The organism is Mycolicibacterium sp. HS_4_1 (genome assembly GCF_054515875.1).
In genome coordinates, this window is the sequence record NZ_CM137261.1 from 5,766,035 (window position 1) to 5,791,650 (window position 25,616).

Genomic DNA, 25,616 nt, shown 5'->3' on the forward strand with positions numbered 1-25,616 from the left:
CTGTGACCAGCACCGACAAGCCGCAACCAAGTCGCGCTTAAGTCACGGCGGCCAGGCTGTCCACCAACCTGACCACCAAGGAGTCTGCTGTGCCCACCTCCCTCCATCCCGTCACCGTGACACCCCGCCAGGCCGGCGAACCCATGCCCGACCTGCTGGGCATCACGCTCGCGCACCGCGCCATGCTCGTCGACCTGGTCCGGCTCACCGAGCTGGCCAAGGCCGTGCGCGACCGCAATGTCATCTGCACAACAGCCAGGGCGCGCGCCATCTCGCAGTACATCGAGATGCTGTGCGACTCCATCCACCACCACCACAGCACCGAGGACACCGTGCTGTGGCCGGTGATCCAGGCCAGCGTGGGCGACCACCTGGATCTGAGCGAACTCACCGACGACCACGCCGCGCTGGACCCGCGCCTGGATCAGCTGCGCGCCCGCGCGGCGGCATTCCGGCTGTCCAACGGTGACCGCAAGGTCGCGTTCCTCATGGCCTTCGAGCTGGCCGAACTCACCGCGATGCTGACCGAGCACATCAACGACGAAGAACAGGACCTGTTCCCGCTCATCACCGAACACGTGTCGGTCGCCGACTGGGAGTCGGTGGAAGCCGCCGCCCGGGCCGGCAGCCGGATGTCGTTCGACGGTCCGCGCTCGCTCGCGGTGATGACCGACGACGAGCGGGCCTCGATGGCGGGGCAGCTGGGCATCGGGCTGCGGGCCATGCTCACCGTGCTGGCGGTGCGGCACCGGCGCGTGATGCGCACAGTCTTCGGCGACCTCGCGCAGAGCCCGTTGGAATCCTTGGCTAGTCGATGAAGCCGCGGGCCTCGGCGGCGAGCCGCGCCCGCAGCGCCTCGGCGGCCACGCGGTACCTGCGGGCGTCGTCGGGCCGGCCCAGCACGTCGGCGGCCGCGGCCAGCGCGTCGTCGACGGGGCCGACCATCAGACCGTCGACGCCGAGCCCGGCGATCAGGCCCGAGTACGGCTCGAGTTCGGCGGCCCGCACGCGGGCCTCGTCGACATCGCCCAGCGCCACGGCGGCGTTGACCCGCAGCACGGTGAACGGCACCCAGAAGTACGCCCGCTCAATCGGTTTGCGGTCCTGCCAAAGCTCCCGGGCCTCGGCCTCGCGGCCTCGCGCGACCAGCGCCAGCACCGCCGCGTCCAGCGCGGCGACCGAGATCTCTCGGTAGAAGAACACCAGTTCGTCGGCCAGCAGGCCCAGATCTCCGAGGCAGAACTCGCCCGTCACCCGGCCGACCATCGCGAGCTTGGCACCGTTGGCGGCCCCGTTCTCGGCCATGCGCGCCGCCAGGTCGGTGTAGGCGCTCACCGCCTCCTCCAGGCGACCGGCCAGCAGGTACATCCGGGCCTGGAACAGGCCCAACACGCCGAGCAGGTGGACCAACTGGCCGGTGCTCGCCCGCGCGACCGCGAGGTCGACGTGCCGCTTGGCCGTCACCAGGTCGGAGCGGTTGCCGGCGGCCAGCGACAGCAGCCAGTGCGCCACCGCCTGATAGTCGGCCTGTTCGGCGGCTTCGGCGGTCTGCAGCAGTTCGGCGGCAAGCGCGTCCCGCTCGGTGTCGAGGTCGGGCCCGAGAGCGCAGAATGCGTGGACGTTGAGCGCCGTGCACAGCAGACGGCCCGCCCCAGGATCGCCGGCGTACACCCGGCGGGCCAGCGCGAGCATCTCGGTGCTGGCGGCCAGCGCGCCTTCGGGATCGTTGCCCTCGAGTTCCACGTAGAGCGCTTTGAGCAGCCGGACTCGGTCGGACGTGGTGATCCCAGTACTCTCAGGACCGGCCAGCACATGGCGCAGCAGTCCGATCATCTGGCCGTCGGATTCGTCGTATTCCCGGTCACGCCACACCAGCGGGGTGTCCCACGCGGTGAGGATGCGCACCACCAGGTCGTCGCGCGACCGGCCCGACACCAGCTGCAGCGCGCATTTCATCTCGCTGCGCGCCGTGACGGCGTCGCCCGACTGCGCCAGCGCGGCGATCAGTCCACAGCGGACCTCGATGTCCTGGTCCAGCATCGCCTCGGTGGGGGCGACAGCACGGCTGGCCGCGAGTTCCAGCATCTGCACCGCGGCCCGCCATTGCCGGGCGGCCTCCGCATGGGCTCCCACCGAACCCGCGTCCCGCGCGGCGGCGGTCGCGAAATCGGCCGCGGCCGAAGCAGTTTCCGCGGTGGCCGAGGCGACGGCATGGTGGGCCAGAGCAGCGTGGTCAACCGAGCGACCGGGTGCGCGCAGCAGTTCCAGCGCGGCGGCATGCAATCGGGACCGGCGCAGTTTCGAGGTGTCTTCATAGAGCGTGTCGCGGACCAGCCCGTGCGCGAACTGCAGCCGGCCCGGCGTGGGCTCGTCGAGCAGGCCCAGCAGGACGGCCGGTTCCAGGGCGTCGAGCAGGTCGTCGGGGTCGCTGCGACCCAGTTCGGCCAACAGGTCGACGTCGATGTCGCGGCCCAGCACCGCGGCCTGCCGCAGGGCGGTGACGGTCTGCCCGGGCAGCCGGGCCAGCCGGCGCCGCAGCACGTCACGCACGCCGACCGGCACCGACGCCCACACCGCGTCCGGTCCTTCGGCGGCCATCAGCCGGGCCAGCTCGCGGACGAACAGCGGGTTGCCGCCGGTGCGCTCACGCAGCAGGCGCAGGGCTTCGCCGCTGGTGGTCAGTCCACAGTCGGCCGCGACCGCGGCGGTGGCCGCGGCGTCCAGGCCGCCGAGAATCAGGTGCGCGGACGTGTGGACCGTCAGTGCCGCGCGCGCCACCTCGAGCTCACCGCGGTCCTCCGACGGGCGGTATGTCGCGATCACCAGCACGCGGCAATTCTGGATGCGGTCGGCCACCAGGCGCAGCAACTCGAGCGTGAGGCCGTCGGTGCGGTGCAGGTCGTCGAGCACGACGGCCAGTGGCTGATCATCGGCGACGGCGCTCAGCGCGTCGGCCACCGCCTGTCCCAGCCAGAACGTGCCCTGGTCGGCGGCGGCGCCGTCGTGCAGCAGCGGGGCCAGCGCCTGCCGGTCGCGATCCGCCGAATCGACCAGTTCGCGGAGCACCTCGGTCCACGCCCAGCCCGCCGGCGCGCCGTGGACCTCCTGGCACCGGCCGTGCACGGTCCGCCAGCCGGCCACCCGGAGCCGGGTCGCGGCGGCAGCGGCCAGCGTGGTCTTGCCCGAGCCGGCCTCGCCGCCGATCCACAGCACCGCGCTGGCGCCCGCGGCGACGCTGCGCGCCGCGGCGTCGATGGTCGCGAGCTCCTCGGCCCGGCCGTAGGCCGACTGGCCGGTGCGCTCGCGCGGCGCGACCTCGGGCACCTGCAGGATCTCCGGGGGCGACGTCGTCAGCGGCGCGGGCCGCGACGGCTCCAGATGGTCGGCCTGGCGCAGGATGTCGCGCTCGAGATCGCGCAGGGCCCGGCCCGGTTCCAGACCCAGCTCATCGATCAGGTGTTCACGGGTGCGTCGCAGTACCTCGAGTGCGTCGGCTTGGCGCCCGGTGCGGTACAGCGCGGTCGCCAGGATCGCGGCAGCGCCTTCGCGGCCGGGGTGCGCGGCGACATGGCCTTCCAGCGCCGCGATGGCGGAGCTGTACCGCCCGAGATCGACGTGGGCGGCGGCGTGGCTTTCGACTGCCGCCAGCCGCAATTCGGTCAACCGCGACACCTCCGGGGCCGCCCACAACGCGTCACCGGCACCTGCGAACGGCTCACCTGCCCAGCCGGCCAGCGCCTCGTCGAGCAGCTGCGCGCGTTGCTTGAGGTCGGTTTTCTCTTGTGCCGCAGCCACTTTCGCTTCGAAACGCCAAGCATCGACGGCGTCGTCGGGTAGTCGCAGGCAGTACCCGGGCGCGGCGCTGACCAGGATCCTGGCCGGCGCCCGGCGCTGCCGGTCGGGTTCGAGCACCCGGCGCAGATGCGAGACATAGACCTGCAGGGCCGACAGCGCCTTGGGCGGCGGTTCGCCTTCCCACAGATCATGGATCAGCCGGTCGACCGATACCGTGCGGCCGTGCGCGGCGACCAACCGGGCCAGCAATGCCCGCTGCATCCGCGCACCCAGGTCGACCGGCTCGTCGCCGACCCACGCCTGCACGGGACCGAGCACCGTGACCCGCACCGGGTTCTCCACCGTCATGCCCCCGCCGACGTGGTTCCTACTTGGGCTGTAACACCGCGGTGCCGACGTACGGCACCAGCGCGTCGGGCACCCGGACGCTGCCGTCGGGCTGCTGGTGGTTCTCCAGGATCGCGACCAGCCAGCGGGTCGTGGCGAGCGTGCCGTTGAGGGTCGCCGCCGTCTGGGGCTTGCCGTTCTCGTCGCGGTACCGGGTGGACAGGCGCCGGGCCTGGAACGTCGTGCAGTTCGAGGTCGACGTCAGCTCGCGGTAGGCCTGCTGCGTCGGCACCCAGGCCTCGCAGTCGTACTTTCGGGCTGCCGACGAACCGAGATCGCCTGCCGCGACGTCGATCACGCGATAGGGCACCTCGATCATGGCCAGCATCTCGCGCTGCCAGGCGAGCAGCTTCTGGTGCTCGGCCTCGGCGTCTTCGGGCTTGCAGTAGATGAAGGCCTCGACCTTGTCGAACTGGTGCACGCGGATGATGCCGCGGGTGTCCTTGCCGTAGCTGCCGGCTTCCCGGCGGAAGCACGACGACCAGCCGGCGTACCGAAGTGGGCCCTCGGACAGGTCCAGGATCTCGTCGGAGTGGTAGCCGGCCAGCGGCACCTCCGAGGTCCCCACGAGGTACAGGTCGTCGGCCTCGAGGCGGTAGATCTCGTCGGCGTGCGCACCCAGGAATCCGGTGCCGCGCATGACTTCCGGGCGCACCAGCACCGGCGGGATCATCAGTGTGAACCCGTTCTCGGTAGCCAGCCGGACGGCCAGTTGCAGCAGGCCGAGCTGCAGCAGGGCGCCCTGGCCCGTCAGGAAATAGAACCGCGAGCCGGACACCTTGGCGCCGCGCTCCATGTCCAGCAGACCGATGGCCTCACCCAGCTCCAGATGGTCCTTCGGGTTCTCGATGGCCGTCGGCGTGCCGACGGTGTCCAGCACCTCGAAGTCGCTTTCGCCGCCGGCGGGCACACCGTCGATGATGACGTTGCCGATCGCCATGTGTGCGGCGGTGAAGGCCTCTTCGGCCGCGCCCGCACGTACTTCGGCGGACTTGACCGCCGCGGACAGTTCCTTGGCCTTCTCCAGCAGTGCGGGCCGCTCTTCCGGCGAGGCCGCGCCGACGAGCTTGCTCGCTGCCTTTTGGTTGGCTCGTGCCGTGTCGGCCTCGGCGATGGCGGCGCGGCGGGCCGCGTCAGCTTCCAGCAGCGCATCCACGAGGCCGGGGTCTTCGCCACGGGACCGCTGCGACGCCCGCACCCGGTCCGGATCTTCGCGCAACAGCTTGAGGTCGATCACGGGCGTCAGACTACTTTTCGCACCGCCCCCATGTCCGTAGCGGGGCCCGGCCACAACCACATAACGTTACAACTGCAACTCTTGTCACAGCTCTAGCTGCGACTGTCACAATGGAACCGATGTTGGACGCACCCGCGGCGGTCGAACCGGGCCTGGATACGCCCCCCGACGAACCGAAGACGACGACCACCTGGCGGCAACGCATGCACGGCATGCATGTCACCGGGACGCAACGCGCGCTCGTCCTCACCGCGCTCGGCGGACTGCTCATCGCCGGAATCCTCACCGTCATGCCCGAGGGCGCGCTCGGCCCGGCGGGGCTCGGCTTCAACAACGGCCGTGTCAACGCCAGCCGGGTCAGCGACACCCTGGACCATGCCAAGCCCGGCGACTGCCTGAACTGGCCGGATCGCTCGCCGGATGCCGTCGAGATCGTCGACTGCAAGAACGAGCACCGCTTCGAGGTCGCTGAATCGCTCGACATGCGCACCTTCCCGGGCAGTGAATACGGCCCAAACGCCGCGCCGCCGTCGGACGCCCGGATCAAGCAGATCAGTCAGGAGCAGTGCCAGAACGCGGCGCGCGACTATCTCGGACCGCGCTTCGACCCGAACGGGAAGTTCGCGGTCAGCCTGGTCTGGTCCGGTGACAAGGCCTGGAAGACCAAGGGCCAGCGCCGCATGCTGTGCGGTCTGCAGTTGCTCGGCCCGAACAGCCAGCAGCTGGCCTACAAGGGCAAGGTCGCCGATGTCGACCAGTCCAAGGTGTGGCCGGCCGGCACCTGCCTCGGTATCGACCCGGCGACCAACCAGCCCATCGACATCCCGGTCGACTGCTCGGCGCCGCACGCCATGGAGGTCACCGGCGCGGTCAACCTGGCCGACAAGTACCACGACGTCATGCCCACCGAGCCTGACCAGCTGGCCTACATCAAGGACACCTGCACCAAGGCCACCGATGAGTACCTGGCTCCGGTTCAGCTGCGCGGCACCACGCTGACCCTGATCTACAGCTCGATCGCGCTGCCCAGCTGGACGGCCGGGAGCCGCCAGGTGTCGTGCAGCATCGGCTCGTCGCTCGGTAACGGCGGCTGGTCGACGCTGGTCAACAGCGCCAAGGGGCCGCTGATGATCAACGGGCAGTCGCCCGTCGCGCCGCCGGCCATCCCCGAGGAACGGCTGAACCTCCCGCCGATCCCGGTCGTCGAGCCGCCGGTGGACACGTCGTCGCAGAGCTCATCGTCGTCGGGCTCGTCATCGCAGGGCTCGTCATCGCAAGGTTCGCAGTCCGGCCAGAACCAGCGTGGCCAGCAGACCTCACAGACACCGCAGGGCAACCAGCACATGCCGGGCCAGACCGACACCCCGGACCAGCACGGGCCCGCCGCTCCCGGTACGCCTCAGCAGCAACAGGGCAACACATTCCTCAACGGTCCGCCGCCTCCGCCTGACGCGCCGGGTTCCGGTGCTCCCCTCGAAGGCCCGATCGAGGATCAGCCCGCGCCCGCCGCACCTCCGGCCGGGCCCGCAGGCGCGGGTGCACCACCCGGACCGGTCGTGGCGCCGCCGCCCGCGCCGTAGCCATGCCCGTACCTATGGGCCGGCAGCGGTTCGAGGAACTGGTGTCCGACGCGCTCGACCTGATTCCGCCCCGGCTCGCCGCGGCGCTCGACAACGTCGTGGTGCTGGTGCAACCGCGGCACCCGGACGAACCCGAGATCCTCGGCCTGTACGAAGGCGTTGCCCTCACCGAGCGCGATTCCTTCTACGCGGGTGCGCTGCCCGACACCATCACGATCTACCGCGATGCCCTCCTGGACATGTGCGACTCCGAGGAGGAGGTCGTCGACGAGGTCGCGATCACGGTGATCCACGAGGTCGCTCACCATTTCGGCATCGACGACGCGCGACTGCACGAGCTGGGCTGGGGCTGAGCAGCGCGGCACCCCGATTTTGTCGGACCACGGTGTTACAACAGAAGTCATGAGCACCACCTGCCGCAACTGCGTGGACGGGCTGGCGCACTGCCACGGCACGGTCATCGTGCACGTCGGTCTGCCCGCCGAATGCACCGATGACGCGTGCACGCTGCCTGAATCCGAACACACCTTGCGTATCGACTGCGACGTCGTCGGGTGCGGCTGCGCAGAGCCCGCGGCCAGGCTGCGCGCCGCCGGGTAAGTCAGCCCATCGGGTCGGGCGCGGGAGGCGCCGCGGGATCGTGTCCCGGATAGAACGGCGGCAGCACGGCTCCCCACTGCACGCAGCTCCATCGTCCATCCGTGATCGGGCTGAGCACCACGCACTGCGCGTTGCCCAGGTGATGCTCCAACGCGAAATCGGCGTCCACACCGGCCAATTGGGCGGCCACCAGACGGATGGCCGCGCCGTGGCTCACCACCAGGATGTCGCCTTCCCAGTCATGGTTGTCCAGAGTGCGCACCCGCAGATTCGTCAGAATCGGTACATACCGGTCCAACACCTCGCGTCCGGTCTCACCACCTGGCATCGCGACATCGAGATCGCCCCGCTGCCAACCCTCGTACAGGGCCTCGAACTGAGTGATGGCATCAGCGTCACTGCGGTCTTCCAGGTCGCCGACCTGGACCTCGTGGATGCCGTGGGCCTCTATCGGGTCGAGTCCGAGCCCGTCCGCGATGGCGGCGGCCGTTTGACTCGCCCGCTGCGCCACCGAATGCACCAGCAGACCGACGGGATGCGCCCAGTCGATCCCGAAGTCGCGGGCCTGCTGATGACCGAGCTGCGTCAGCGGCGCCCCCGGCGGCCGGGTGTCCAACCGCTTGGCGACGTTCGCCTCCGACTGCCCGTGCCGCACCAGCACCAAGCGCCCACTCATGTCCGGTCCCCCGCTCTCAGCCCCGCCAACCACTGCGTCGCCTCATCGGTGACCGGCGGGGCCGTGCCGGCGGCCACCCCCGTCGGCCAGGATCCCAGGTACCGCACGTCGGCCACCCGCCGGTGCAGCGCCTTCAGCGCCTCGGCGACCGGTGCGTCGTCGATGTGCCCGACGCAATCCAGGAAGAAGATGTAGGTGCCCAATTCCGTTCTGGTGGGCCGCGATTCGATGCGGGTCAGGTCGATGTCCCGGATCGAGAACTCGGTCATGGCAGCCACCAGGGCGCCTGGTTCGTTGCGCAGCCGCAGGACGACGGACGTCCGGTCGGCGCCGGTGCGCGGCGGCGGCGGACCCGGGCGGCCGACGAGCACGAAACGTGTTCTGGCATTGGGCTCGTCGACCACACCGTCGGCCAGCGAGTCCAGCCCCCACCGCGCGGCCGCCAGCGCGGTACTCACGCCTGCGTCCACCCAACCCTCGGAAACCTGCTGTGCCGCACCGGCATTCGAGATCGCGGGGACCAGGGTGGCGTGTGGCAGCTGTTCGGCCAGCCAGCGGCGCACCTGCGCGGCAGCCACGGGGAACGCCGCGACCGTCGACACCGCATCGGCGGCCACCCCCGGCCTGACGACGATGCTGAACGCGACGTCCAGCGTGTGCTCGGCGAAAATCTGCACGCCGCTACCGGACGACAGGCTGTCCATGGTCGGCAGCACCGAACCCTCGATGGAATTCTCGATCGGCACACACGCGTAGTCCGCGGTCCCGAGGCGAACGGCTTCCACCGCCGCGCCCGAGCTGTCACAAGCGACCGGTTCGAAACCTGGTTTGTCCGCGGCCAATTGCAGCATGGCCGCTTCAGTGAAGGTGCCTTGCGGCCCGAGATAGGCGATGCGTGCCACGCCGCAACCCTACTGGCTACCGGTCCGGCAGAGCTCGCGACGCGGACCTTTCGATAGGCCTTGCGCCGACAACCATTGCTAGTTAACTTAGGCTTACCTCACTTACTAGCGAAGGCGGGACATGCGCGACCTCACGACGACAATCGCAGCACCGACCACGGCCGAACGCGTCCGTAGCGCGTGTGCCCGGGCTGCAGACGCGATGCTGGCCGCCGACGGCGTCACCCCGGCCACCACGCCCGTCCACCACCTGCTCGCCGACGGCTCCGTCGTGCTGACGGTGCCGGCAGACGGCCCGCTCGCCGCTACGGTGGCCGCCGCGCGAACCGGCGGTGTCGCTGCCATGCTGGAGCTGACCGATTTGGCCGCCCTGCCGCTGCGCGAGCGGGTGCGCTCCCTTGTCTGGTTCCGCGGCCGCCTCCATGCGGTACCCGCGGCACGCGTCGCGGCCATCCTCGACCTGGTCGCCTCCGAGCATCCGCACCCGGCACTGCTCCAGGTGAATGCCGGCTCTGGCGACCACGAAACCGACCCCGCCTACACGCTGGTCCGCCTCGAGATCGAGTCCGTCGTGGTGGCCGACGCCACCGGCGCCGAGTCGGTGCCCGTCGGCGCGCTCCTGGACGCCCGGCCGGACCCGTTCTGCGCCATGGAGTCGCATTGGGTGCAGCACATGGAGAGTGCACACCGCGACCTGGTCGACCGGCTCGCCAGCCGGCTGCCGATGACGCTGCGCCACGGCCACGTCCGTCCGCTGGGCCTGGACCGCTACGGCGTGCAGCTGCGCGTCGAACGCGAAGACGGCGACCACGATGTCCGGCTGCCGTTCAGCAAGCCTGTCGACGACGTCACCAGCCTCAGCCGCGCCATCCGCACGCTGATGGGCTGCCCGTTCCTCAACGGGCTGCGGGCACGCAGGATCTGAGCGCGCCGATGAGCCGCTTACCCGAAGAGCGATAGCTGGACGCCGGTTACGGTAGCTGCGATGACCGGGCCGCAGCAGGAGCACACCGAACGTCGCGCGCTGCGCATCGAGATCGCCGTGATGCTGGCGGTGACGTTCGGCCTGTCGGCCTACACGGCGATGGTCAGCCTGGCCGAGGCCGTCATTCTCGGCCTGTCCGGGCAGAAGGTCGCACTCAATCACCGACGCTCACCGATCGACTTCATCGACTTCTTGCTCAATCTGAGCCCGGTCCTCACCCTGGCCGGTTGGGGCTGCCTGGCCCTGTACCTGTTGTGGCGCACCGGCTTCCGGCCCGCGGCGATCGGGCTCGGCCGGTTCCGGTGGCGCCCCGATCTCCTCGGCGGCCTGGGACTCGCCGCGCTGATCGGATTGCCCGGACTCGGCCTGTACCTGGCCGGAAGGGCCCTGGGCATCGGCGTCGACGTGGTGCCGAGCACCCTCGGCGACACCTGGTGGCGTATTCCGGTCCTGCTGCTGACGGCGTTCGCCAACGCCTGGGCCGAGGAGATCGTCGTCGTCGGGTTCCTCCTGACCCGGCTCCGCCAATTGGACGTCTCCCCCACCAAATCGCTGGTCTTGTCGGCGCTGCTGCGCGGCAGCTATCACCTGTACCAGGGGTTCGGCGCCGGACTCGGCAACATCGCGATGGGGCTGGTCTTCGGCTACACGTGGCGACGCACCGGCCGGTTGTGGCCGTTGATCATCGGACACGGCGTGATCGATGCGGTGGCATTCGTCGGCTACGCGTTGGCTGCCCGCCATTTGGGTTGGCTGCACTCGAGGTAATTGCCGCGGCCCCGAACACGGCTTGCCTCTATTTCTATTCAGCAATTCGAATTCGAATATATCGGGCCGGCCACCGGTAAGGATATGCTCTCCTGAATTAGGTTGACCTTGCCTGACAAGTGCCTTTGACCTGCACTATCTTCATTTTCATGCCCGACGTGACGCGCCTCGAGACGAAATTCCACCAGCTCCTTCAGGAACAGATTCGGAGCGAATTCGGCGCGTCTCAGCAATACATTGCGGTCGCCGTTTACTTCGACGGAGAAGACCTTCCCCAGCTCGCCAAGCACTTCTATGCGCAGGCCGTCGAGGAGCGCAACCACGCCATGATGCTGGTGAAGTACCTACTCGACCGGGACATCGAGGTCGAGATTCCCGGCGTCGACCCGGTGCGTAACAGGTTCACCTCGCCGACCGACGCCCTCAAGCTCGCGCTCACCCAGGAACGGGTGGTCACCGAGCAGATCAGCCGGTTGGCCAGCGTGGCCCGCGAAGAGGGCGACTACCTCGGCGAGCAGTTCATGCAGTGGTTCCTCAAAGAGCAGGTCGAAGAGGTCGCGACCATCACCACTCTGGTGAAGATCGCCGACCGCGCCAGGGAGAACCTGTTCAACCTCGAGGATTTCGTCGCGCGCGAGCTGGCCGGCACCGGCGCCGCCGATCCGACCGCGCCCGAAGCCGCCGGCGGCAACCTCTAGACCCGAGCGCTAGGTTTCCGCGTCCTGGCCGGCGGCAGGACCCGCGCCGGTGAGCCCGTTCTGCAACCAGTCCTTCGTGCGGCCTGGGTGGTTGGTGGCGACCCACCCGACGCCGAGATCCGCGCAGTAGCGCACGTCCTCGTAGTGATCGACGGTCCAGCAGTACAGCGCACGCCCGTGCGCGGCGGCGTGGTCGACCAGTTCGGGATGCTCACGCAGCGTCGTGATGGAGGGGCCCACTGCCGTCGCGCCGACGGTCGTCGACGCACTGCCGCCCAGGTACCGCGACGTCTCGCCGAGTAGCACGGTCGGCAGCATCGGCGCCGCGCGGCGGACCCGCCACACCGCGGCCGCCGAGAATGACATCACCACGGCGCGAGCGAGATCCGCCGACGCCGGCGCCGCGATGCCGTAGCGGTGCAGCAGTGCCAGCACCTTGCTCTCGACCAGCGCGCCGTACCGCACCGGATGCTTGGTCTCGATGAACAGCTTCACCGGGCGGCCCCACTCCAGCGCCAGCCGGATCAGCTCGTCGAGGGTCAGCAGGCCGGCCGAGCTCTGGCCGCCTTCGGCGCGGCTGGGATGCCATGCGCCGTAATCCAATTCGCGAAGCTGGGCCAGGCTCATCTCACTGACCAGCCCGGTGCCGTTGGACGTGCGGTCCACCTTGCGGTCGTGCACACACACCAGATGCCCGTCGCGCGTCAGCCGGACATCGCACTCGAGACCGTCCGCGCCCTGGCTCAGGGCCAGCTCGTAGGCCGCCAGCGTGTGCTCGGGCCGCTCGGCCGATGCCCCGCGGTGCGCCACCACGAAAGAGTTGTTGCGTGTGCCGTCTGTGCCGCCACTGCCGTCCACGCCCATGGTCCTATGCTGCCGGTTCCTCTGGTGTGGGCGGGGCCGGAACCGCCGATTCGGTGGCCGACACCTCTGTTTCGTCTGTTTCTTGCGCCCCGACGACCACCCAGCGGTGTCCGGGTGCATCGGCCTGCGTCCGTTCGAAGGCGTGATAGACGCGCAGGACGGTGGCCAGCGCCAGCATGCCCATCAGGTAGGCGATGACCGTCACCTCGGTGCTGTCGGCGATGCCCTGCGGGTCGGTCGCGAACATGCCCCCGATGGACCATAGGACGACCAGACCCGAGACAGCCCAGATGGACCACCAGAGGCCGATGGGACGGCGCAACGCGCTCATCCGGTTCTCGGCCGTCGCCATCTCCGTGACGAACACCGGCGCGAGGAACATGTTCAGCACCGGGACGAGGCAGCCCACCCACAAGACCCAGCGGCGGCGCGGGTCCGTGGTGCCGGCCCGGTGGTACGCGGCTGCGCGGCGGGCGATCAGCCAATTGGTCAGCACGATCGCGACCGCCAGCACAGTGAACAGCGCGACGACGCTGGCCGCGACGCCCAGCCAGCTGCCCGCGATGGCCACCCACGGGTTGAGCAGCACCGTGCGGTTGATCAGCAACAGGATGTAGCGCACGACATGCATCAGGGCCGCGGCGCCGAGCGCGATCATCGCGATGGCCGCGACGCCCTGCACCGTCCCGGTCGACGGTCCGCTACGGGACCGTTCCTGCGCCGCGTCCGGCCCAGAGACCTGCTCGTCGAACTCTTCGGTCAGGCCCCATCGCGGAATGTAGTCGTAGTGCGGCGTCGGCCCCAGCGGCGGTTGGTGTCGCCGCGGCTTCGGCGCCGGGCCGGGCCGGACGGCGATCCACCGGTACCCGCGCGACGACTTCGCCTTACCGGCGGCCGGCACCTGCGCGACAGGCGCCAACAACGGACCGCGACAGCGCGGGCACCACTGACGCTGGCGATCACGCACGTTCCAACGCGTCGAGCACCGGGAACAGACCTGGATCACGGAACCAGCCTACGGGCCCGTCAGACGGCGCCGGGGGCGCCGTCGTCGGTGACGACGGCGCGGCCCAAACCTGCCCAGGCCACCATGCCGCCGGTGACGTTGACCGGCTGGAAGCCGTTGCGGGCGAGGTAATGCGAGACCTTCAGCGACCGGCCGCCGGAACGGCAGATGACGTACAGCGCGGCGTCACCATCGATCTCGCCGAGCCGCGCAGGCACCTCGCCCATCGGGATGTGCTGCGCCCCGGCGGCATGGCCGCGGGCCCATTCGTCGTCTTCCCGCACATCGAGGAGGACGGCGGTCGCGTCGAACTCGGTGGGCAACTGATCGACGTCAATCTGCGGCACGTGCACATCGTCCATGGGGTACATGCTGGCACGAGTCGCGCTCGCAGACCACGGGACGCCACGACAGCAATCGGCCAACTATCCACAGTTTCCACAGATTCATCCACAGGCCTGCAGAGAGCAAGCAGCCGTCCGTACCGGCCAAAGTGCACCGAACCGGAAATTGACTGGGGATAAACAAGGGGCATTCGTCCCAACTGATCAACAGGCCGATGTGCGGCACGAGCGAAAAAGCTTGCCGAGCTAAGTAATTCCGGCGGCGCAGAGCCGACCCGCCGCCGATGGCGCCCGATTTCCCCCTCCCGCCGGCAAATGGTTATGATCGGCGTCACAACATCCGGTTGTGACAATCCTCACTCCGCTCGAGAACGGGAACTCAGGGTTGTTCTGGCAGGTCAGGGAGTATGCAATGGCGGCACATCCGTTGCGTCCGGGCTCCGGCGCATCGCCGGAGTGGCATTCCGCTTTCCCGCCCCGCACCCAAAGCCAACTGATCGCCTGCATCCGCGCCGGCATCATCGCGCTGGTCCTGCTCGTCGTGCTCGTTCTGATCGTTCTGGTCTAAAGCCCCGACAGACGTCGACCACACCCCTGTCACGGGGGTGTCCTTGCGGTGTGCGCACCGATGGAGCAATGTGGTCTCGGATCTGTGGACGAACCCCAACTAGGGTCGTTGATCCCGCACGCGATCATCTAAGGAAGGAATCCTGTGGCTGAGTACACCCTGCCGGAACTGGACTACGACTACGGCGCCCTGGAGCCGCACATCTCCGGTCAGATCAACGAAATCCACCACAGCAAGCACCACGCGGCCTACGTCAAGGGCGTCAACGATGCGGTGGCCAAGCTTGAAGAGGCACGAGCCGGAGACGACCACGCCGCGATCTTCCTGAACGAGAAGAACCTGGCCTTCCACCTCGGCGGCCACGTCAACCACTCGATCTGGTGGAAGAACCTGTCCCCCAACGGCGGTGACAAGCCGACCGGCGAGCTGGCCGCGGCCATCGACGACCAGTTCGGTTCGTTCGACAAGTTCCGCGCACAGTTCACCGCGGCCGCCAACGGCCTCCAGGGCTCCGGCTGGGCGGTGCTGGGCTACGACAGCCTCGGCGGCCGGCTGCTGACCTTCCAGCTGTACGACCAGCAGGCCAACGTGCCGCTCGGCATCATTCCGCTGTTGCAGGTCGACATGTGGGAGCACGCCTTCTACCTGCAGTACAAGAACGTGAAGGCCGACTACGTCAAGGCGTTCTGGAACGTCGTCAACTGGGCCGACGTGCAGGAGCGCTTCGCCGCTGCCACCACGAAGACCAACGGCCTCATCTTCGGCTGATCTCGCGTTTCCGGTTCGTTAACGGGGCGTCGCGCTTCTGCGCGGCGCCCCGTTCTCGTTCACAATGGACTCAGGGGAAACACCTGGCACTCGGGCACTCTTGCGTGCTAACCCGTGACTGCCGGATCCTGGAGTATTGATTGAGCCCTCGGAGGCAGCCATGGACAGCGAGTCTGGTCGAGCGGTCGAAATTGCGCCGTTCCATTCCGGCGGTGCACTGAAGGGCTTCGTGGTCTCCGGGCGGTGGCCCGATTCCACCAAGGAATGGGCCCAGCTACTGATGGTCGCAGTACGGGTGGCCTCGTTGCCCGGCTTGCTGGCAACCACCACCATCTTCGGCGCGCGCGAAGAACTTCCAGAACATCCACAGCCTGGAACGGTTGGGCTCGTTCTCGCCGAAGGCCCCGTTGTCGGCGAAGCTGCAGTGCCACCCGGATACTTCGCCGATCGCCAGCCGCCGGCACTGCTGATGCTCCATCCGCCCGCCGAGACGACACCATCCCTGCCAGAGTGCCGCGGCGCCGCCTCCGGCTGCCTGCTGCTACCCGGACTCCCTTACCTGGGACTTGATCACCGCGCCGCCTGGGTCGAAGCCGAGGCGGACGGCACCATCACGTCGATGGTCAGCCGGGTCGGCGTGGATCCCATCAGCCACCCCGATACCGCGATACTGGCAATGCTGCTTGCCGCCTGACCCAACAGTGGGTTAACAGCAAAGCAGCCCACTTTTTGGCCACGCCTCGGCATGCCGTTTCGGTGGTTCGACAACCGGCGTGCACGGTTACCGCGTCATGCCGCCACGGTTAATTCCCGGTACGCTCACGGCAAATGCTTTGGACGACACCGCCCGCCCCGCTCGCGGATTGCTGAATCGTCCACCGCTCGACAGAGACCGCGGCGCGACGTGCAGCCGAAGTCCGGGCAAAATAGCATACGCGTCAAAATTTGCTTCACCTGGCCCCAGGTGAGCGCTCGGATCCGCACCCAGAATCCCAGCTCGCAGGCTTTTCGACAGACAAGTGTGGTAGCTGGATCGAGTTTTCCCTGGTTTGCACTTGGCTCTCGGCGCAACTCTCGCTACGATAGTCAGCAAATAGTGACACTGACGCCTGCAGATATCGCTAAGTGGAGGAATAACCGATGAGCATGACGTTCGCCGCTCGGCTGAACCGGCTGTTTGACACCGTCTACCCGCCAGGACGCGGTGCCCACACATCTGCCGAGGTCATCGCTGCACTCAAGGCCGAAGGTGTGACCATGTCCGCCCCGTACCTGTCGCAGCTGCGATCGGGCAACCGGACCAACCCGTCCGTCGCGACCATGGCCGCGCTTGCCAACTTCTTCCGGATCAAGCCGGCCTACTTCACCGACGACGAGTACTACGAGAAGCTCGACAAGGAGCTGACCTGGCTCGCCAACATGCGCGACGAGGGCATCCGCCGCATTGCCGCTCGTACCGTCGGCCTGTCCCCCGAGGCCAAGAAGGACCTCGCCGACAAGGTCGATGAGCTGCGTCGCCAAGAGAACCTCGACAGCTAGTCTGGTTAGCCCGATCGGGCTGACCACGATACGACCAGCGGATTCCGTTAATCCGCTGGTCGTACTGCTTTAACCCGGCTTACAGAAGCCTTGGTGGCCGTTCCCGCCGCGTCAGCCTTACCTTGCCGATCCAACTCCCGGTACTGCGCAGCAATCGCCAGGATCCATTCGCGGTCCGAATACGTCGCCGGCTGGCGCAGCCAGGCCGGCCCCGGGAACTTCGTCCGGGGACCACCACTCTTCGGTCGATCGCTACGACCGTCATAAATCCAGCTGGCCACGCGCCGCGCCTGGGTGTCCGGTGCCACGTCGACGCGCTCGGTGTCCGTGACATGGCCGCCGTCCAGGATGGCCGTGGCTTCCAGGTACAGCGCATCGGAGATCAGCGACATCTGCTCGGCGACCCGGAACAGCAGCGGGCCGCGCGGACGCACCCCGATGCCGATGTTCGGATGACGGCGACTGAGCTCGGCCAGCAGCGGAGCGATGGTCCGTAGTTCCCGCCGCGCCCCGAACCAATCCTCGACGCTGGGCAGCAGCGAGCCGCTGGCCACCACCAGCATGGCGCAGCCGAGGATCGTCGCTGCCGCCCCGACGCCGACCAGTTCGGTGCTGCCCACGGCGCGTAGCAGGATGAAGGCGCTGGCCAGCACGATCAGCACGATGCCGACGCTGAACACGAACAGTGCCCGGCCCCGCCGGGTCCGGTTGGAGTTGCGCACACCGGCCCACGCCACCAGCGTCAGCGCCAGTAGCACGTACAACAGCGGCAGCAGCCACGACAACGAGTTGCCGCCCGACCCGAGATTTCTGCGCAGGTACTCCTCCGGTGCCATCTCCGGCTGCTGCGGGGTCAGGAAGAACAGCACCAACGTGAGCACCGCGATCGCCCCGGCGACGCTGTACTGGGCCAGGGCGATGCGGCGGATGGCCAGCGGTTTGCGGCCCGACGACGCCGACGTGATCATCACGCAGCTGCCGGCGGCACAGGCGATCAGCGCCACCTGACTGAGCATGCTGGACACGTTGGGCCAGTGCAGGATCGTGTCGAGCAGCAGCGTGAGCGGCTCCCAGTTCAGTGCCGCGACCAACCCCAGACTGCCGAGTGCCACGATCATCGCTGCGCTGACGAGCGACTGCTTGTTGACCAGGGCCCAACCGATACGCAGGCCGGTCGCCAGGCCGAGCAGGCCGGCGATTACCCAGATGATCAACCAAACGCCTCGCCGAGACGGATCTGGACGATCGAGGAGCGGTCAGAAGGCAGGCGGCCCAACCGGTGGATCAGCAGCGCGGCGAAGTCTTCGGCTTCCTGTTCAGCCTCTTCACCGGCCGGTCCCATGCAGCCGGTTCGCTGGTTCAGCATGTAGGCGATCAGATCCGAACTGGCCAGTTCCGTGGTCTCGCGGGCGGCCTCGGCGACCGAGACGCCGTCATGGCCGAGCACGAGGTGACCGAGCTCGTGAGCGAGGGTCCTGTCACCGGCCGGCAGTCCCTTCTGTAAAAGGAACACGTCACGGTCGTTGTACTGGCGCCACTGTCCGCACACCCCGGAGGGCAGGTCGGCCATGGTCACCTCGATCGGGCGGCCACGATCTTCACTGACGGCTTCGACAAGACGGGCAAGTGAGACTTCACCACGTCGCGGAGCCAGATCCAGCACCGAATTGACTGCGCGTGTGACGCGGCGGCTCGCGGGCATGCCGAACCCCCTTTCACTGCGATTGGCACTGTTGCCATCAATTGTGCCGCAGCCCCGCTCCGTCAGGTCATAAATCGTGCGGTGCCGCTGCGGCGGACCACATGACCTGCGCGCGCCTGCCGGTATCCGACCAGCCCACCGGCCCCCGTCAGAATGAGGATGCCCGTGAAGCCTGGGACGGCCACCGCCGCGACCTCACTGAGACCGGCTGCGCGCAGGTAATCAGGATATCCGGCGCGGAATGCGGAGTCGGCGACGATCTCGTTCTTGGCGCCGAATGTGGTCGGTTGTGGTGACCGCACCACCGGGATTTCCGCCGGGGCACTGATAACGACCGGGCTATCGAGTTTCAGCGCGGGAAACGCGGGCGTGTCCAGCACGGGCGCCGACGGCAAGCTCGCCGCCGGCGCGGGCATGCGGTTCTGCCGTCCGAGATCCATGCTCGGCACGGCTTGCCCGCCCAGCATCGACAGCGATGTCTGCATGAACGGCAGCGAGGTCGCCGCATCGAGCGTCGCGTTGGTGAGGCCCGCGACGAAGTCGTACACCGGCTCGAAGTGGACGAGCACGAAAACCGGAATAGCGGCCAGCTGAGCGAGCACCGGGATGTTCGACATGTCGGGAAGCTGCGGGAGCTGGTCCCACAGCGGCAATCTCGGTACCAGCGACGCCAGCGGAATCTTCGTCAGGTCCACGCTCTGCACGGTGCCGGTCGGAGTCATTTGGACCGCCGCGGCCGGCAGGGAGAACGTCAGGCCCATCAGGTTGAGGGTGGTCGTCGGAGCGGGAGTCGTCTTGGCGGGCGCTGTGGTGGGCAACGCCGACGACGCAGGGCTGGCCGAACCGCTTCCGGAAGTGACGCCACTCGGGGCCGGCAGGGCAGGCAGGCTCGGCAGCGCAGGAAGGTGGGGAAAGGCCGGGAGGCCGAGGAGACCCGGGATGTCGGGGAGGCTCGGGAGGCTCGGGAGCCGAAGACTGGGGAGGCCCACCGCGGTCGCCGGCGCCGGGCCGGTCACGCTTGTCGGTTCGGTTGCGCCGGTCGGAGCGGGTTGGCTTGTCGCGCCCGTCGTTGCGGGCGCCGTGGTGCTGCCCGTCGTCCCCGTTTCGGTCTGCGGCGTCGACGAACCTGCCGACGGCTGATGTTCGCCAGCAGCCGGGTTTGGCGTTCCGGATTCCTCGGATCGACCCGGGGAACTACCCGTTTTTTGTTTGCTGGAAGGATTGCTTTGGGACGCGTTGTTGCCCGATTCGCCGGCATTACCCGGACCCTGGACACCGGTTTGCGAACCACCGTGAGCAACGCTGCCGGATGTGCCGCGCTTATCCTTCTTCACACCCGAATCGGCATTATCGGCAGACGGGGCGTCGGACTGGCCGCCGGCCGGCTTGATCGTCCGGCCGGGCGCCCCATGCCCGCCACCAGCGGCTGAGCTGCCATCGGGCTTCTGGGAATCGTGAGCAGCACCGCCACTGTGGTCACTCGAGGCACCACCTGAACCTGCAGAATCAGCGAAGGCGTTCGCGCCTCCCATGCCAGCGATCAACAGCCCAGATGCCATCAGAGCGGCAGCTGTAGCTATGCGTTGGCGTGGCGCCATCGTCCCCTCCGCTTTCATGGCATCAAAAACCCGCTCAGATGAATTCCGAATAATTGTCTCACAGCCGCCGGACTTTGTTTGCTGGATAAAGTAGCGAGAAATGTGGGAAATTCCACCCTTGAATTGCGGCCGAATTCGACGCGTGACCCGGTGCCCGATTCCAGTCCACGGACGATAAGGTGACGTCACCATCGCAGCAAGATCGTGCACACGTGTCGAGGAGACCGGGAGGTCAGCCGGAATGGGTCTGTTCAAGCGACGCAAGAGCCGGGCAACCCGCCGCGCCGAGGCGAAGGCGATCAAGGCGAAGGCAAAACTCGAGGCGAAGCTGTCCGCGCGGAACGAGGCCCGTCGTATCAAGGCGGACGGCCGTCGGCAAACGAAGCGCGACCGGGCCGGCGTCAAAGCCCAGCGTGACAGCGACAAGATGGCGCTCAAAGTTGCTGAAACTCAGCTGCAAGCCGTCCGCGAGGGCAAGCTGCTGTCGCCGACCAAGATTCGCCGGCTGCTGCTGGTGTCGCGGATCCTCGCCCCCGTCGTCGTGCCTGTGGCGTACCGGGCGGCGATCGCCGCGCGCGGAGCTCTGGACCAGCGCCGCGCAGACCAGCTGGGTGTGCCGCTGAGCCAGATCGGCCAGTTCTCCGGCACCGGAGGCGTGCTGTCCGCGCGAATCGCGGGAGCCGAGCGCTCGCTGCGCCAGGTGGCCGAGAACAAGCCCAAGGACGCCGAGACCAAGCAGTTCGTGACGACGCTGACGAGCAAGCTGGCCGACCTTTCCGCCGCGGTGACGGCAGCGGAGAACATGCCGGCTCCGCAGCGACGGACCGCGCACGCAGCCATCGACAACCAACTCAACGGCATCGACGCGGACGTCCTCGCCCGGCTCGGGGTGTCGTAACCGCTCGGAGGAGCATCCGCATGGCAGACGAGCAGAATTCCCCCGACGAGACATCGCCCAGCGTTCCGGCGAAGAAGACACCCGCCGATAAGGCACCGGCCGAGAAGGCCCCCGCCAAAAAAACGCCGGCGAAAAAAGCCGCCGCCAAAAAGGCGCCCGCCAAAAAGGTGCCGGCGAAGAAGACGCCCGCCAAGAAGGCTGCCACCACCGCCCCGGCCAAGAAGGCGCCCGCGAAGAAGGCTCCGCCGAAGGTCGCGCCACCGCAGCCGCCGGCACCCGAGCCCGCGGCCCCGACTCCCGAACCTCAGGCCCCGCTGCCCATCCTCACGCTGGCTCCGCCCGCTCCCCAGCGCTCCCGGGTGCCGGCGCCCGCGATCATCGCCGCGAGCGTGCTGGCCCTACTCGTCGTGCTGCTGGTCCGACGCCGCGCCGCGGACTGACAGCGCCCCTGAGATAATCAGCGGGTGACCATCGAACCCCGCGCCACCGCTGACCTCGTCGACGAGATCTATCCCGATGTCCGTAGCTGCGATCTGCAGCTGCAGAACTACGGCGGTCGGACCATGTTCGCCGGCCGGATCACCACGGTGAAGTGCTTCCAGGACAACGCCCTGCTCAAGTCGATCCTGTCCACGCCGGGCGACGGCGGCGTCCTCGTGGTCGACGGCGACGGATCCCTGCACACCGCCCTCGTCGGCGACATCATCGCCGGCCTGGCTCACGACAACGGCTGGTCCGGTGTCGTCGTCAACGGACCGGTGCGTGACGCCGCGACTCTGCGCACCATCGACGTCGGCATCAAGGCCCTGGGCACCAACCCCCGCAAGGGCACCAAGACCGGTGCCGGCGAGCGCGACGTCGAGGTCACCTTCGGCGGCGTCACCTTCGTCCCGGGCGACATCGCCTACTGCGACGACGACGGCATCGTCGTCGTCTCTCCCTGATCCGAACCGGACCCGCTCGCGGCAACGCGAAAACCCCCAAAATCCGTTGATTCTGGGGGTTTTCGCGACTGTAGGGCAGTGAACTACGCGTTCACAGCGACCCGGTGTTTCGTGAACTGCAGGGCCTGCTCGTCGACCTTGCCGTACCGGATGGTCCGCATGTCGAAGAAGTAGTTCTGCTTCAGCTTCCACGGCGCTTCCGAACCCGACTTGGGCAGGCTGTCCATGGCACGCCTGAAGTAGCCCGGGGTGAAGTCCATGAACGGCAGCTCGTCGACGCTGCCACCCGGGTGCTGCGGCTCGACGCGGTCAAACCCGTTGGCGTCCATGTAGTTCAGCACGCGGCAGATGAACTCCGAGACCAGGTCGGCCTTGAGGGTCCAAGACGCGTTGGTGTACCCGAACGTGATCGCCATGTTCGGGACGCCCGACAGCATGAGGCCCTTGTAGGTCATGCACGAGGGCAGGTCGATCGGCTCACCGTTGCGGTGTGCGACCGCGCCACCGAACAGCTGCATGTTCAAACCTGTTGCGGTGACGATGATGTCGGCCCGCAGCTCCTCACCGGAGCTCAGCTTGATGCCGTTCTCGGTGAAGGTCTCGATGGTGTCGGTGACGACGCCGGCCTTGCCCGAGCGGATGGCCTTGAACAGATCGCCGCCCGGCGCCAAGCAGACTCGCTCGTCCCACGGGTTGTAGCGCGGGCTGAAGTGCTTGTCGTAGTCGAAGCCTTCGGGCAGCCGACGCTCGGCCATCTGGCGCAGCGCCTTCTTGAACACCGCGGGGAACTTGCGGGCCAGCTGGTATTGCGCGGTGCTGTAGCCGATCTGCTTCCAGCGGTTGGCGAAGTGCGCCAGGTGCTTCGGCAGGTACTTGTTGGTCTGCTTGGCCACCGGGTCCTCGAGCGGCAGCGCGCCGATGTACGTGGGCGACCGCTGCAGCATGGTCACGTGGCCGACTCCACCGTTCACGAGTGACGGGATCAGGGTGACGGCCGTTGCGCCGGAACCGATCACGACGACATTCTTGCCGGTGTAGTCCAGGTCCTCGGGCCAGTGCTGCGGGTGCACGATCTGTCCCTTGAAGTCGGCAGCGCCCGGGAACTCGGGCGAGTAGCCCTCGTCGTAGTTGTAGTAGCCGCTACACACCGACAGGAACGACGCGGTGATCTGCATTTCCTCGCCACCGGCGGTGATGGTGATGGTCCAGCGGTTGTCAGCGTCCGACCAGTCCACCGAGGTGACCTGCTGACCGGTGCGGATGTGCTGCCGGATGCCGTTCTCGTCGGCGGCCTCGTTGATGTAGTTCCAGATCGACTGGCCATCGGCGATCGACTTGGCAGACTCCCACGGCTTGAACCGGAAGCCGAGAGTGAACATGTCCGAGTCCGAGCGGATACCCGGGTACTTGAACAGGTCCCAGGTGCCACCGATGTTCTCCCGACGCTCCAGGATCACGTAGCTCTTGGTGGGGCAGCGGTCCTGGAGATGCCAGGCGGTGCTGATGCCGGAGATCCCGGCGCCGACGATGACAACATCGAAGTGTTCGATCATGGTACCGACGGTATCAACGTGGTGTTGAGCCGGTCAACAGTGTGTTGAAAAACTCGACAAACTGTTAGGCTCAGCTGCGTGAGTACCGCCGCACAGACCCGGGCGCCCCGGGGCCGACGTGCGGCTCGACCCTCGGGTGACGATCGCGAAGCCGCCATTCTGGCCACCGCGACAACGCTTTTGCAGCAGCGCTCGTTCGCGGAGATTTCCGTCGATGACCTGGCCAAAGGCGCCGGCATCTCGCGGCCGACGTTCTACTTCTACTTCTCGTCCAAGGAAGCAGTGCTGCTGTCGCTGCTCGATCCACTGATCAAGCGCGCCGATACCGGGTTCGACGGCGCACTCGAAGACATGCCGGCCGACCCCAGGGAGGCCATCCGGCACGGCATCGAGATCTTCTTCAGCTCATTCGGCTCCCACCCGGCCACCGCCAGGGCGGGCGTCGAAGCGGTCAGAACGGTCCCCGAATTCCGCGAGTTCTGGGCCGGCCTCATGCAGAAGTGGATCAACCTGACCGCCGCCCTGATTGCCGCAGAACGCGCGCGCGGCGCCGCCCCGGAGACCATGCCGGCCCGCGACCTCGCGACCTCGCTCAATCTCATGAACGAGCGCATGATCATGGCCACCTTGGCCGGTGAGCCGGGTGCCGTCGCTCACGACGACGTGGTGAACACCCTCACCCACATTTGGCTGAACAGCATCTACGGCAGCTGAGTAACCGACGCCGAAGACCCGAAGGGCAATCCGTCAAACCGACTTGGTGATGCCGTAGTAGGCCACGATGTCGTCGGTGTCGCTGGTGGAGCTGGTGAGCACCGCGTACGACCGCAGGAACGACTGGCCGACGCAACCGTCGATCTTGATGTGGGCGTCCTTCAGAGTCACGCGGACCGGGGCGGCCTTGAACGACTTCTTGTCGACGGGCACGGTGGTGACCGTGCCCGGCTTCGGGTGGATTTCCAGGGTGCCCGACAGCGGGAAGGAGACGCTGGTTGGGATCGGCGCGACGAACGACGAGGTGGCCGAGATACCGGCTTGTCCGATCAGTTTCACCTGGGCGAGTTCGATGCCGCAGCCGATCTGGTAGCCGGCCTCCAGCGTGCCGCCATTGAGAGTGGTCTTGCCGCTACCGGCCACGGTGCCGGTGAAGGTGCCGCCCACGAGGTACTCGCGCGAGCTGACCGCGGTCGTCAGAGGTGCGACGGGAAGTTCGGTCTCGTTCTTCGCCACCACGGTAAGGGTCCAGCCGTCGGGGGTCGTCACCGTCGCCGGTTCATCCGAGGCCACCAGCCCCGTGTCCGGGGGCGGGCCGACTGGGTCGCTGGGGTCGGCCAGTGCGGGCGACGTAACGGCTGCCGACGACAACAGGCCGGCGGCGAACAAGACAACAACACGATTCAACATGGGTACGGCACCTCTCGGGAGCTCAGATCGGAAAAGCTGGAAAGCTTGGCGCTGCAGGGCAATCGGGCTGACCTAGACAGCCTTGGTCACACCCAGGTAGGTGATGACGTCATCGGTGTTGTCGGTGGAGCTGGTCATCGTGGCGTAGGACCGGATGAAGGACTGGCCGGCGCACTGGTCGGTCTTGATCCGCACGCCGGTGATGCTGACGCGGGCGGTGGTGCCCTTGAACGACTTCTTGTCGATGGCGACGGTGGTCACGGTGCCGGGCTTGAGGTAGATCTTGCCCTGCAGGCTCGCGGACAGACCGAAGGTCGGGAGGGCGGTGAGGCTGACACCGGGGGTGATACCCAGGCTCGGGTTGATCTCGGTCTCGTCGGAGATGATGCCGCAGCCGATCTGCTCGCCGGCCTCCAACGTGCCGCCGGTCAGCTTGGTCTTGCCGCCACCGGTGACGGTGCCGGTGAAGGTGCCGGCGACCCAGTACTCACGCGAGGTGATGGCGGTGGTCAGCGGGGCGACCGGCAGCTGGGTTTCGTTGGTACCGGTGACCTGCAGGTGCCAGCCGTCGGGGGTGTCCAGGACACCGGCGGGGCCTGACGGGACCGCGCCTTCGGGGGGCAGCGGCGCGTTGATCGGTGCGACGGCCGGGCCATCGGCGGGGTCGGCAGCTGCCAGCGGCGCGGTGCCGACCGGGAGCAGCACGCAAAGGGCTGCCAACATGGCAAAACGGTTCGACAAGATAGGTGCGCCTTTCGGTGTGAGTAGCCAGACGATGTCAGGACGGCGGCCCGATCCGA

At 67.8% G+C, this 25,616-nt stretch carries 28 protein-coding genes; 15 read left to right on the forward strand and 13 right to left on the reverse strand.

All coding sequences use genetic code 11. From position 1 onward, the window contains the following. The first annotated feature begins 89 nt into the window (after window positions 1–89). Window positions 90–818, forward strand: a complete 729-nt coding sequence (locus ACX12F_RS27745; RefSeq protein ID WP_459367434.1) for a hemerythrin domain-containing protein — start codon at window positions 90–92, stop codon at window positions 816–818. Here ACX12F_RS27745 and ACX12F_RS27750 read toward each other — a convergent pair. Together ACX12F_RS27750 and serS are read right to left on the reverse strand one after the other, a co-directional pair. Continuing rightward, the gene (locus ACX12F_RS27750) at window positions 808–4,143 is read right to left on the reverse strand and encodes an ATP-binding protein (RefSeq protein WP_459367435.1); all 3,336 of its coding nucleotides are present in this window, start codon (window positions 4,141–4,143) and stop codon (window positions 808–810) included. The genes ACX12F_RS27745 and ACX12F_RS27750 overlap by 11 nt on opposite strands. A gap of 19 nt (window positions 4,144–4,162) precedes the next feature. Next, window positions 4,163–5,419 (reverse strand): serine--tRNA ligase, encoded by a 1,257-nt coding sequence (serS, locus tag ACX12F_RS27755; protein WP_459367436.1) that lies wholly within the window; start codon window positions 5,417–5,419, stop codon window positions 4,163–4,165. A gap of 110 nt (window positions 5,420–5,529) precedes the next feature. Here serS and ACX12F_RS27760 point away from each other — a divergent pair, with 110 nt between their 5' ends. The 3 genes from ACX12F_RS27760 to ACX12F_RS27770 are packed head-to-tail and all read left to right on the forward strand — an operon-like array spanning window position 5,530 to window position 7,599. After that, window positions 5,530–6,999, forward strand: coding sequence for a septum formation family protein (locus ACX12F_RS27760; protein WP_459367437.1), 1,470 nt, complete (start codon window positions 5,530–5,532; stop codon window positions 6,997–6,999). Window positions 7,000–7,001: 2 nt separating this feature from the next. Then, a complete protein-coding gene (locus tag ACX12F_RS27765) occupies window positions 7,002–7,352 on the forward strand; it encodes a metallopeptidase family protein (RefSeq protein ID WP_459367438.1) in 351 nt (116 codons plus the stop codon). A 49-nt stretch (window positions 7,353–7,401) separates the two neighbouring features. Beyond that, window positions 7,402–7,599: a hypothetical protein gene (locus ACX12F_RS27770; protein WP_459367439.1), complete on the forward strand. Its 198-nt coding sequence runs from the start codon at window positions 7,402–7,404 to the stop codon at window positions 7,597–7,599. 1 nt (window position 7,600) lies between these two features. Here ACX12F_RS27770 and ACX12F_RS27775 read toward each other — a convergent pair whose 3' ends face one another. Continuing rightward, complete coding sequence (locus ACX12F_RS27775) at window positions 7,601–8,275, reverse strand: histidine phosphatase family protein (protein WP_459367440.1); 675 nt, start codon at window positions 8,273–8,275, stop codon at window positions 7,601–7,603. Beyond that, window positions 8,272–9,126: a prephenate dehydratase gene (pheA, locus tag ACX12F_RS27780; RefSeq protein WP_459370537.1), complete on the reverse strand. Its 855-nt coding sequence runs from the start codon at window positions 9,124–9,126 to the stop codon at window positions 8,272–8,274. The genes ACX12F_RS27775 and pheA overlap by 4 nt, the downstream gene beginning before the upstream one ends. Window positions 9,127–9,298: 172 nt before the next feature. On the opposite strand from pheA, the gene ACX12F_RS27785 reads away from it, so the two are divergent. From ACX12F_RS27785 to ACX12F_RS27795, 3 genes are all read left to right on the forward strand, one after another. Continuing rightward, on the forward strand, window positions 9,299–10,102 hold the full coding sequence (locus ACX12F_RS27785; RefSeq protein WP_459367441.1) for a DUF2470 domain-containing protein: 804 nt from the start codon (window positions 9,299–9,301) through the stop codon (window positions 10,100–10,102). Window positions 10,103–10,162: 60 nt separating this feature from the next. Then, window positions 10,163–10,930, forward strand: a complete 768-nt coding sequence (locus ACX12F_RS27790; protein WP_459367442.1) for a CPBP family intramembrane glutamic endopeptidase — start codon at window positions 10,163–10,165, stop codon at window positions 10,928–10,930. A 149-nt stretch (window positions 10,931–11,079) separates the two neighbouring features. Then, a complete protein-coding gene (locus ACX12F_RS27795) occupies window positions 11,080–11,628 on the forward strand; it encodes a ferritin (protein ID WP_459367443.1) in 549 nt (182 codons plus the stop codon). 9 nt (window positions 11,629–11,637) lie between these two features. On the opposite strand, the gene ACX12F_RS27800 is transcribed toward ACX12F_RS27795, so the two are convergent. The 3 genes from ACX12F_RS27800 to ACX12F_RS27810 form a co-directional block, all read right to left on the reverse strand. After that, complete coding sequence (locus tag ACX12F_RS27800; protein WP_459367444.1) at window positions 11,638–12,492, reverse strand: glycerophosphodiester phosphodiesterase; 855 nt, start codon at window positions 12,490–12,492, stop codon at window positions 11,638–11,640. 4 nt (window positions 12,493–12,496) lie between these two features. Continuing rightward, window positions 12,497–13,411 carry a DUF4328 domain-containing protein gene (locus tag ACX12F_RS27805; RefSeq protein ID WP_459367445.1) on the reverse strand — a complete coding sequence of 305 codons (915 nt, stop codon included), beginning with the start codon at window positions 13,409–13,411 and terminating at the stop codon, window positions 12,497–12,499. Between the two features lie 107 nt (window positions 13,412–13,518). Then, a complete protein-coding gene (locus ACX12F_RS27810; protein WP_459367446.1) occupies window positions 13,519–13,860 on the reverse strand; it encodes a rhodanese-like domain-containing protein in 342 nt (113 codons plus the stop codon). 394 nt (window positions 13,861–14,254) lie between these two features. On the opposite strand from ACX12F_RS27810, the gene ACX12F_RS27815 reads away from it, so the two are divergent. From ACX12F_RS27815 to ACX12F_RS27830, 4 genes are all read left to right on the forward strand, one after another. Next, window positions 14,255–14,410, forward strand: coding sequence for a hypothetical protein (locus ACX12F_RS27815; RefSeq protein ID WP_459367447.1), 156 nt, complete (start codon window positions 14,255–14,257; stop codon window positions 14,408–14,410). Between the two features lie 144 nt (window positions 14,411–14,554). Beyond that, window positions 14,555–15,178: a superoxide dismutase gene (locus ACX12F_RS27820; protein WP_020099575.1), complete on the forward strand. Its 624-nt coding sequence runs from the start codon at window positions 14,555–14,557 to the stop codon at window positions 15,176–15,178. A gap of 160 nt (window positions 15,179–15,338) precedes the next feature. Beyond that, window positions 15,339–15,872 carry a peptidase gene (locus ACX12F_RS27825; RefSeq protein ID WP_459367448.1) on the forward strand — a complete coding sequence of 178 codons (534 nt, stop codon included), beginning with the start codon at window positions 15,339–15,341 and terminating at the stop codon, window positions 15,870–15,872. A 446-nt stretch (window positions 15,873–16,318) separates the two neighbouring features. Further along, complete coding sequence (locus ACX12F_RS27830; protein ID WP_020099577.1) at window positions 16,319–16,717, forward strand: helix-turn-helix domain-containing protein; 399 nt, start codon at window positions 16,319–16,321, stop codon at window positions 16,715–16,717. Window positions 16,718–16,764: 47 nt separating this feature from the next. On the opposite strand, the gene ACX12F_RS27835 is transcribed toward ACX12F_RS27830, so the two are convergent. The 3 genes from ACX12F_RS27835 to ACX12F_RS27845 form a co-directional block, all read right to left on the reverse strand. Beyond that, the gene (locus ACX12F_RS27835) at window positions 16,765–17,931 is read right to left on the reverse strand and encodes a hypothetical protein (RefSeq protein WP_459367449.1); all 1,167 of its coding nucleotides are present in this window, start codon (window positions 17,929–17,931) and stop codon (window positions 16,765–16,767) included. Then, window positions 17,928–18,419 carry a DUF955 domain-containing protein gene (locus tag ACX12F_RS27840; RefSeq protein WP_459367450.1) on the reverse strand — a complete coding sequence of 164 codons (492 nt, stop codon included), beginning with the start codon at window positions 18,417–18,419 and terminating at the stop codon, window positions 17,928–17,930. The genes ACX12F_RS27835 and ACX12F_RS27840 overlap by 4 nt, the downstream gene beginning before the upstream one ends. A 62-nt stretch (window positions 18,420–18,481) precedes the next feature. Next, window positions 18,482–19,435: a hypothetical protein gene (locus ACX12F_RS27845; protein ID WP_459367451.1), complete on the reverse strand. Its 954-nt coding sequence runs from the start codon at window positions 19,433–19,435 to the stop codon at window positions 18,482–18,484. Window positions 19,436–20,258: 823 nt separating this feature from the next. Between ACX12F_RS27845 and ACX12F_RS27850 the strand changes: the two genes are divergently transcribed. Genes ACX12F_RS27850 through rraA form a run of 3 tightly spaced genes read left to right on the forward strand, consistent with a single transcriptional unit; the run spans window position 20,259 to window position 21,859 of the window. Further along, on the forward strand, window positions 20,259–20,915 hold the full coding sequence (locus ACX12F_RS27850) for a DUF6474 family protein (protein WP_459367452.1): 657 nt from the start codon (window positions 20,259–20,261) through the stop codon (window positions 20,913–20,915). Window positions 20,916–20,935: 20 nt separating this feature from the next. Further along, a complete protein-coding gene (locus ACX12F_RS27855; protein WP_459367453.1) occupies window positions 20,936–21,355 on the forward strand; it encodes a histone H1-like repetitive region-containing protein in 420 nt (139 codons plus the stop codon). Between the two features lie 24 nt (window positions 21,356–21,379). Continuing rightward, window positions 21,380–21,859, forward strand: a complete 480-nt coding sequence (rraA, locus tag ACX12F_RS27860) for a ribonuclease E activity regulator RraA (RefSeq protein WP_459367454.1) — start codon at window positions 21,380–21,382, stop codon at window positions 21,857–21,859. Window positions 21,860–21,942: 83 nt separating this feature from the next. On the opposite strand, the gene ACX12F_RS27865 is transcribed toward rraA, so the two are convergent. Further along, entirely contained in the window at window positions 21,943–23,412 is a 1,470-nt protein-coding gene (locus ACX12F_RS27865; RefSeq protein ID WP_459367455.1) for a flavin-containing monooxygenase, read from the reverse strand. A 78-nt stretch (window positions 23,413–23,490) separates the two neighbouring features. Between ACX12F_RS27865 and ACX12F_RS27870 the strand changes: the two genes are divergently transcribed. After that, complete coding sequence (locus ACX12F_RS27870; RefSeq protein ID WP_459367456.1) at window positions 23,491–24,126, forward strand: TetR/AcrR family transcriptional regulator; 636 nt, start codon at window positions 23,491–23,493, stop codon at window positions 24,124–24,126. 33 nt (window positions 24,127–24,159) lie between these two features. Here ACX12F_RS27870 and ACX12F_RS27875 read toward each other — a convergent pair whose 3' ends face one another. Both ACX12F_RS27875 and ACX12F_RS27880 read right to left on the reverse strand, forming a co-directional pair. After that, window positions 24,160–24,816, reverse strand: coding sequence for an MspA family porin (locus ACX12F_RS27875; protein ID WP_459367457.1), 657 nt, complete (start codon window positions 24,814–24,816; stop codon window positions 24,160–24,162). Between the two features lie 72 nt (window positions 24,817–24,888). Then, on the reverse strand, window positions 24,889–25,539 hold the full coding sequence (locus ACX12F_RS27880; RefSeq protein ID WP_459367458.1) for an MspA family porin: 651 nt from the start codon (window positions 25,537–25,539) through the stop codon (window positions 24,889–24,891). Window positions 25,540–25,616 lie beyond the last annotated feature (77 nt).

What these genes read in the sequence shown, in the direction of transcription:
- ACX12F_RS27750 (WP_459367435.1), bottom strand. Translation starts at nt 4,143, where the DNA reads ATGACGGTGGAGAACCCGGTGCGGGTCACGGTGCTCGGTCCCGTGCAG.
- ACX12F_RS27760 (WP_459367437.1), top strand. Translation starts at nt 5,530, where the DNA reads ATGGAACCGATGTTGGACGCACCCGCGGCGGTCGAACCGGGCCTGGAT.
- ACX12F_RS27765 (WP_459367438.1), top strand. Translation starts at nt 7,002, where the DNA reads ATGCCCGTACCTATGGGCCGGCAGCGGTTCGAGGAACTGGTGTCCGAC.
- ACX12F_RS27770 (WP_459367439.1), top strand. Translation starts at nt 7,402, where the DNA reads ATGAGCACCACCTGCCGCAACTGCGTGGACGGGCTGGCGCACTGCCAC.
- ACX12F_RS27775 (WP_459367440.1), bottom strand. Translation starts at nt 8,275, where the DNA reads ATGAGTGGGCGCTTGGTGCTGGTGCGGCACGGGCAGTCGGAGGCGAAC.
- pheA (WP_459370537.1), bottom strand. Translation starts at nt 9,126, where the DNA reads ATGCTGCAATTGGCCGCGGACAAACCAGGTTTCGAACCGGTCGCTTGT.
- ACX12F_RS27785 (WP_459367441.1), top strand. Translation starts at nt 9,299, where the DNA reads ATGCGCGACCTCACGACGACAATCGCAGCACCGACCACGGCCGAACGC.
- ACX12F_RS27790 (WP_459367442.1), top strand. Translation starts at nt 10,163, where the DNA reads ATGACCGGGCCGCAGCAGGAGCACACCGAACGTCGCGCGCTGCGCATC.
- ACX12F_RS27795 (WP_459367443.1), top strand. Translation starts at nt 11,080, where the DNA reads ATGCCCGACGTGACGCGCCTCGAGACGAAATTCCACCAGCTCCTTCAG.
- ACX12F_RS27800 (WP_459367444.1), bottom strand. Translation starts at nt 12,492, where the DNA reads ATGGGCGTGGACGGCAGTGGCGGCACAGACGGCACACGCAACAACTCT.
- ACX12F_RS27810 (WP_459367446.1), bottom strand. Translation starts at nt 13,860, where the DNA reads ATGGACGATGTGCACGTGCCGCAGATTGACGTCGATCAGTTGCCCACC.
- ACX12F_RS27815 (WP_459367447.1), top strand. Translation starts at nt 14,255, where the DNA reads ATGGCGGCACATCCGTTGCGTCCGGGCTCCGGCGCATCGCCGGAGTGG.
- ACX12F_RS27825 (WP_459367448.1), top strand. Translation starts at nt 15,339, where the DNA reads ATGGACAGCGAGTCTGGTCGAGCGGTCGAAATTGCGCCGTTCCATTCC.
- ACX12F_RS27830 (WP_020099577.1), top strand. Translation starts at nt 16,319, where the DNA reads ATGAGCATGACGTTCGCCGCTCGGCTGAACCGGCTGTTTGACACCGTC.
- ACX12F_RS27840 (WP_459367450.1), bottom strand. Translation starts at nt 18,419, where the DNA reads ATGCCCGCGAGCCGCCGCGTCACACGCGCAGTCAATTCGGTGCTGGAT.
- ACX12F_RS27850 (WP_459367452.1), top strand. Translation starts at nt 20,259, where the DNA reads ATGGGTCTGTTCAAGCGACGCAAGAGCCGGGCAACCCGCCGCGCCGAG.
- ACX12F_RS27855 (WP_459367453.1), top strand. Translation starts at nt 20,936, where the DNA reads ATGGCAGACGAGCAGAATTCCCCCGACGAGACATCGCCCAGCGTTCCG.
- ACX12F_RS27865 (WP_459367455.1), bottom strand. Translation starts at nt 23,412, where the DNA reads ATGATCGAACACTTCGATGTTGTCATCGTCGGCGCCGGGATCTCCGGC.
- ACX12F_RS27875 (WP_459367457.1), bottom strand. Translation starts at nt 24,816, where the DNA reads ATGTTGAATCGTGTTGTTGTCTTGTTCGCCGCCGGCCTGTTGTCGTCG.
- ACX12F_RS27880 (WP_459367458.1), bottom strand. Translation starts at nt 25,539, where the DNA reads ATGTTGGCAGCCCTTTGCGTGCTGCTCCCGGTCGGCACCGCGCCGCTG.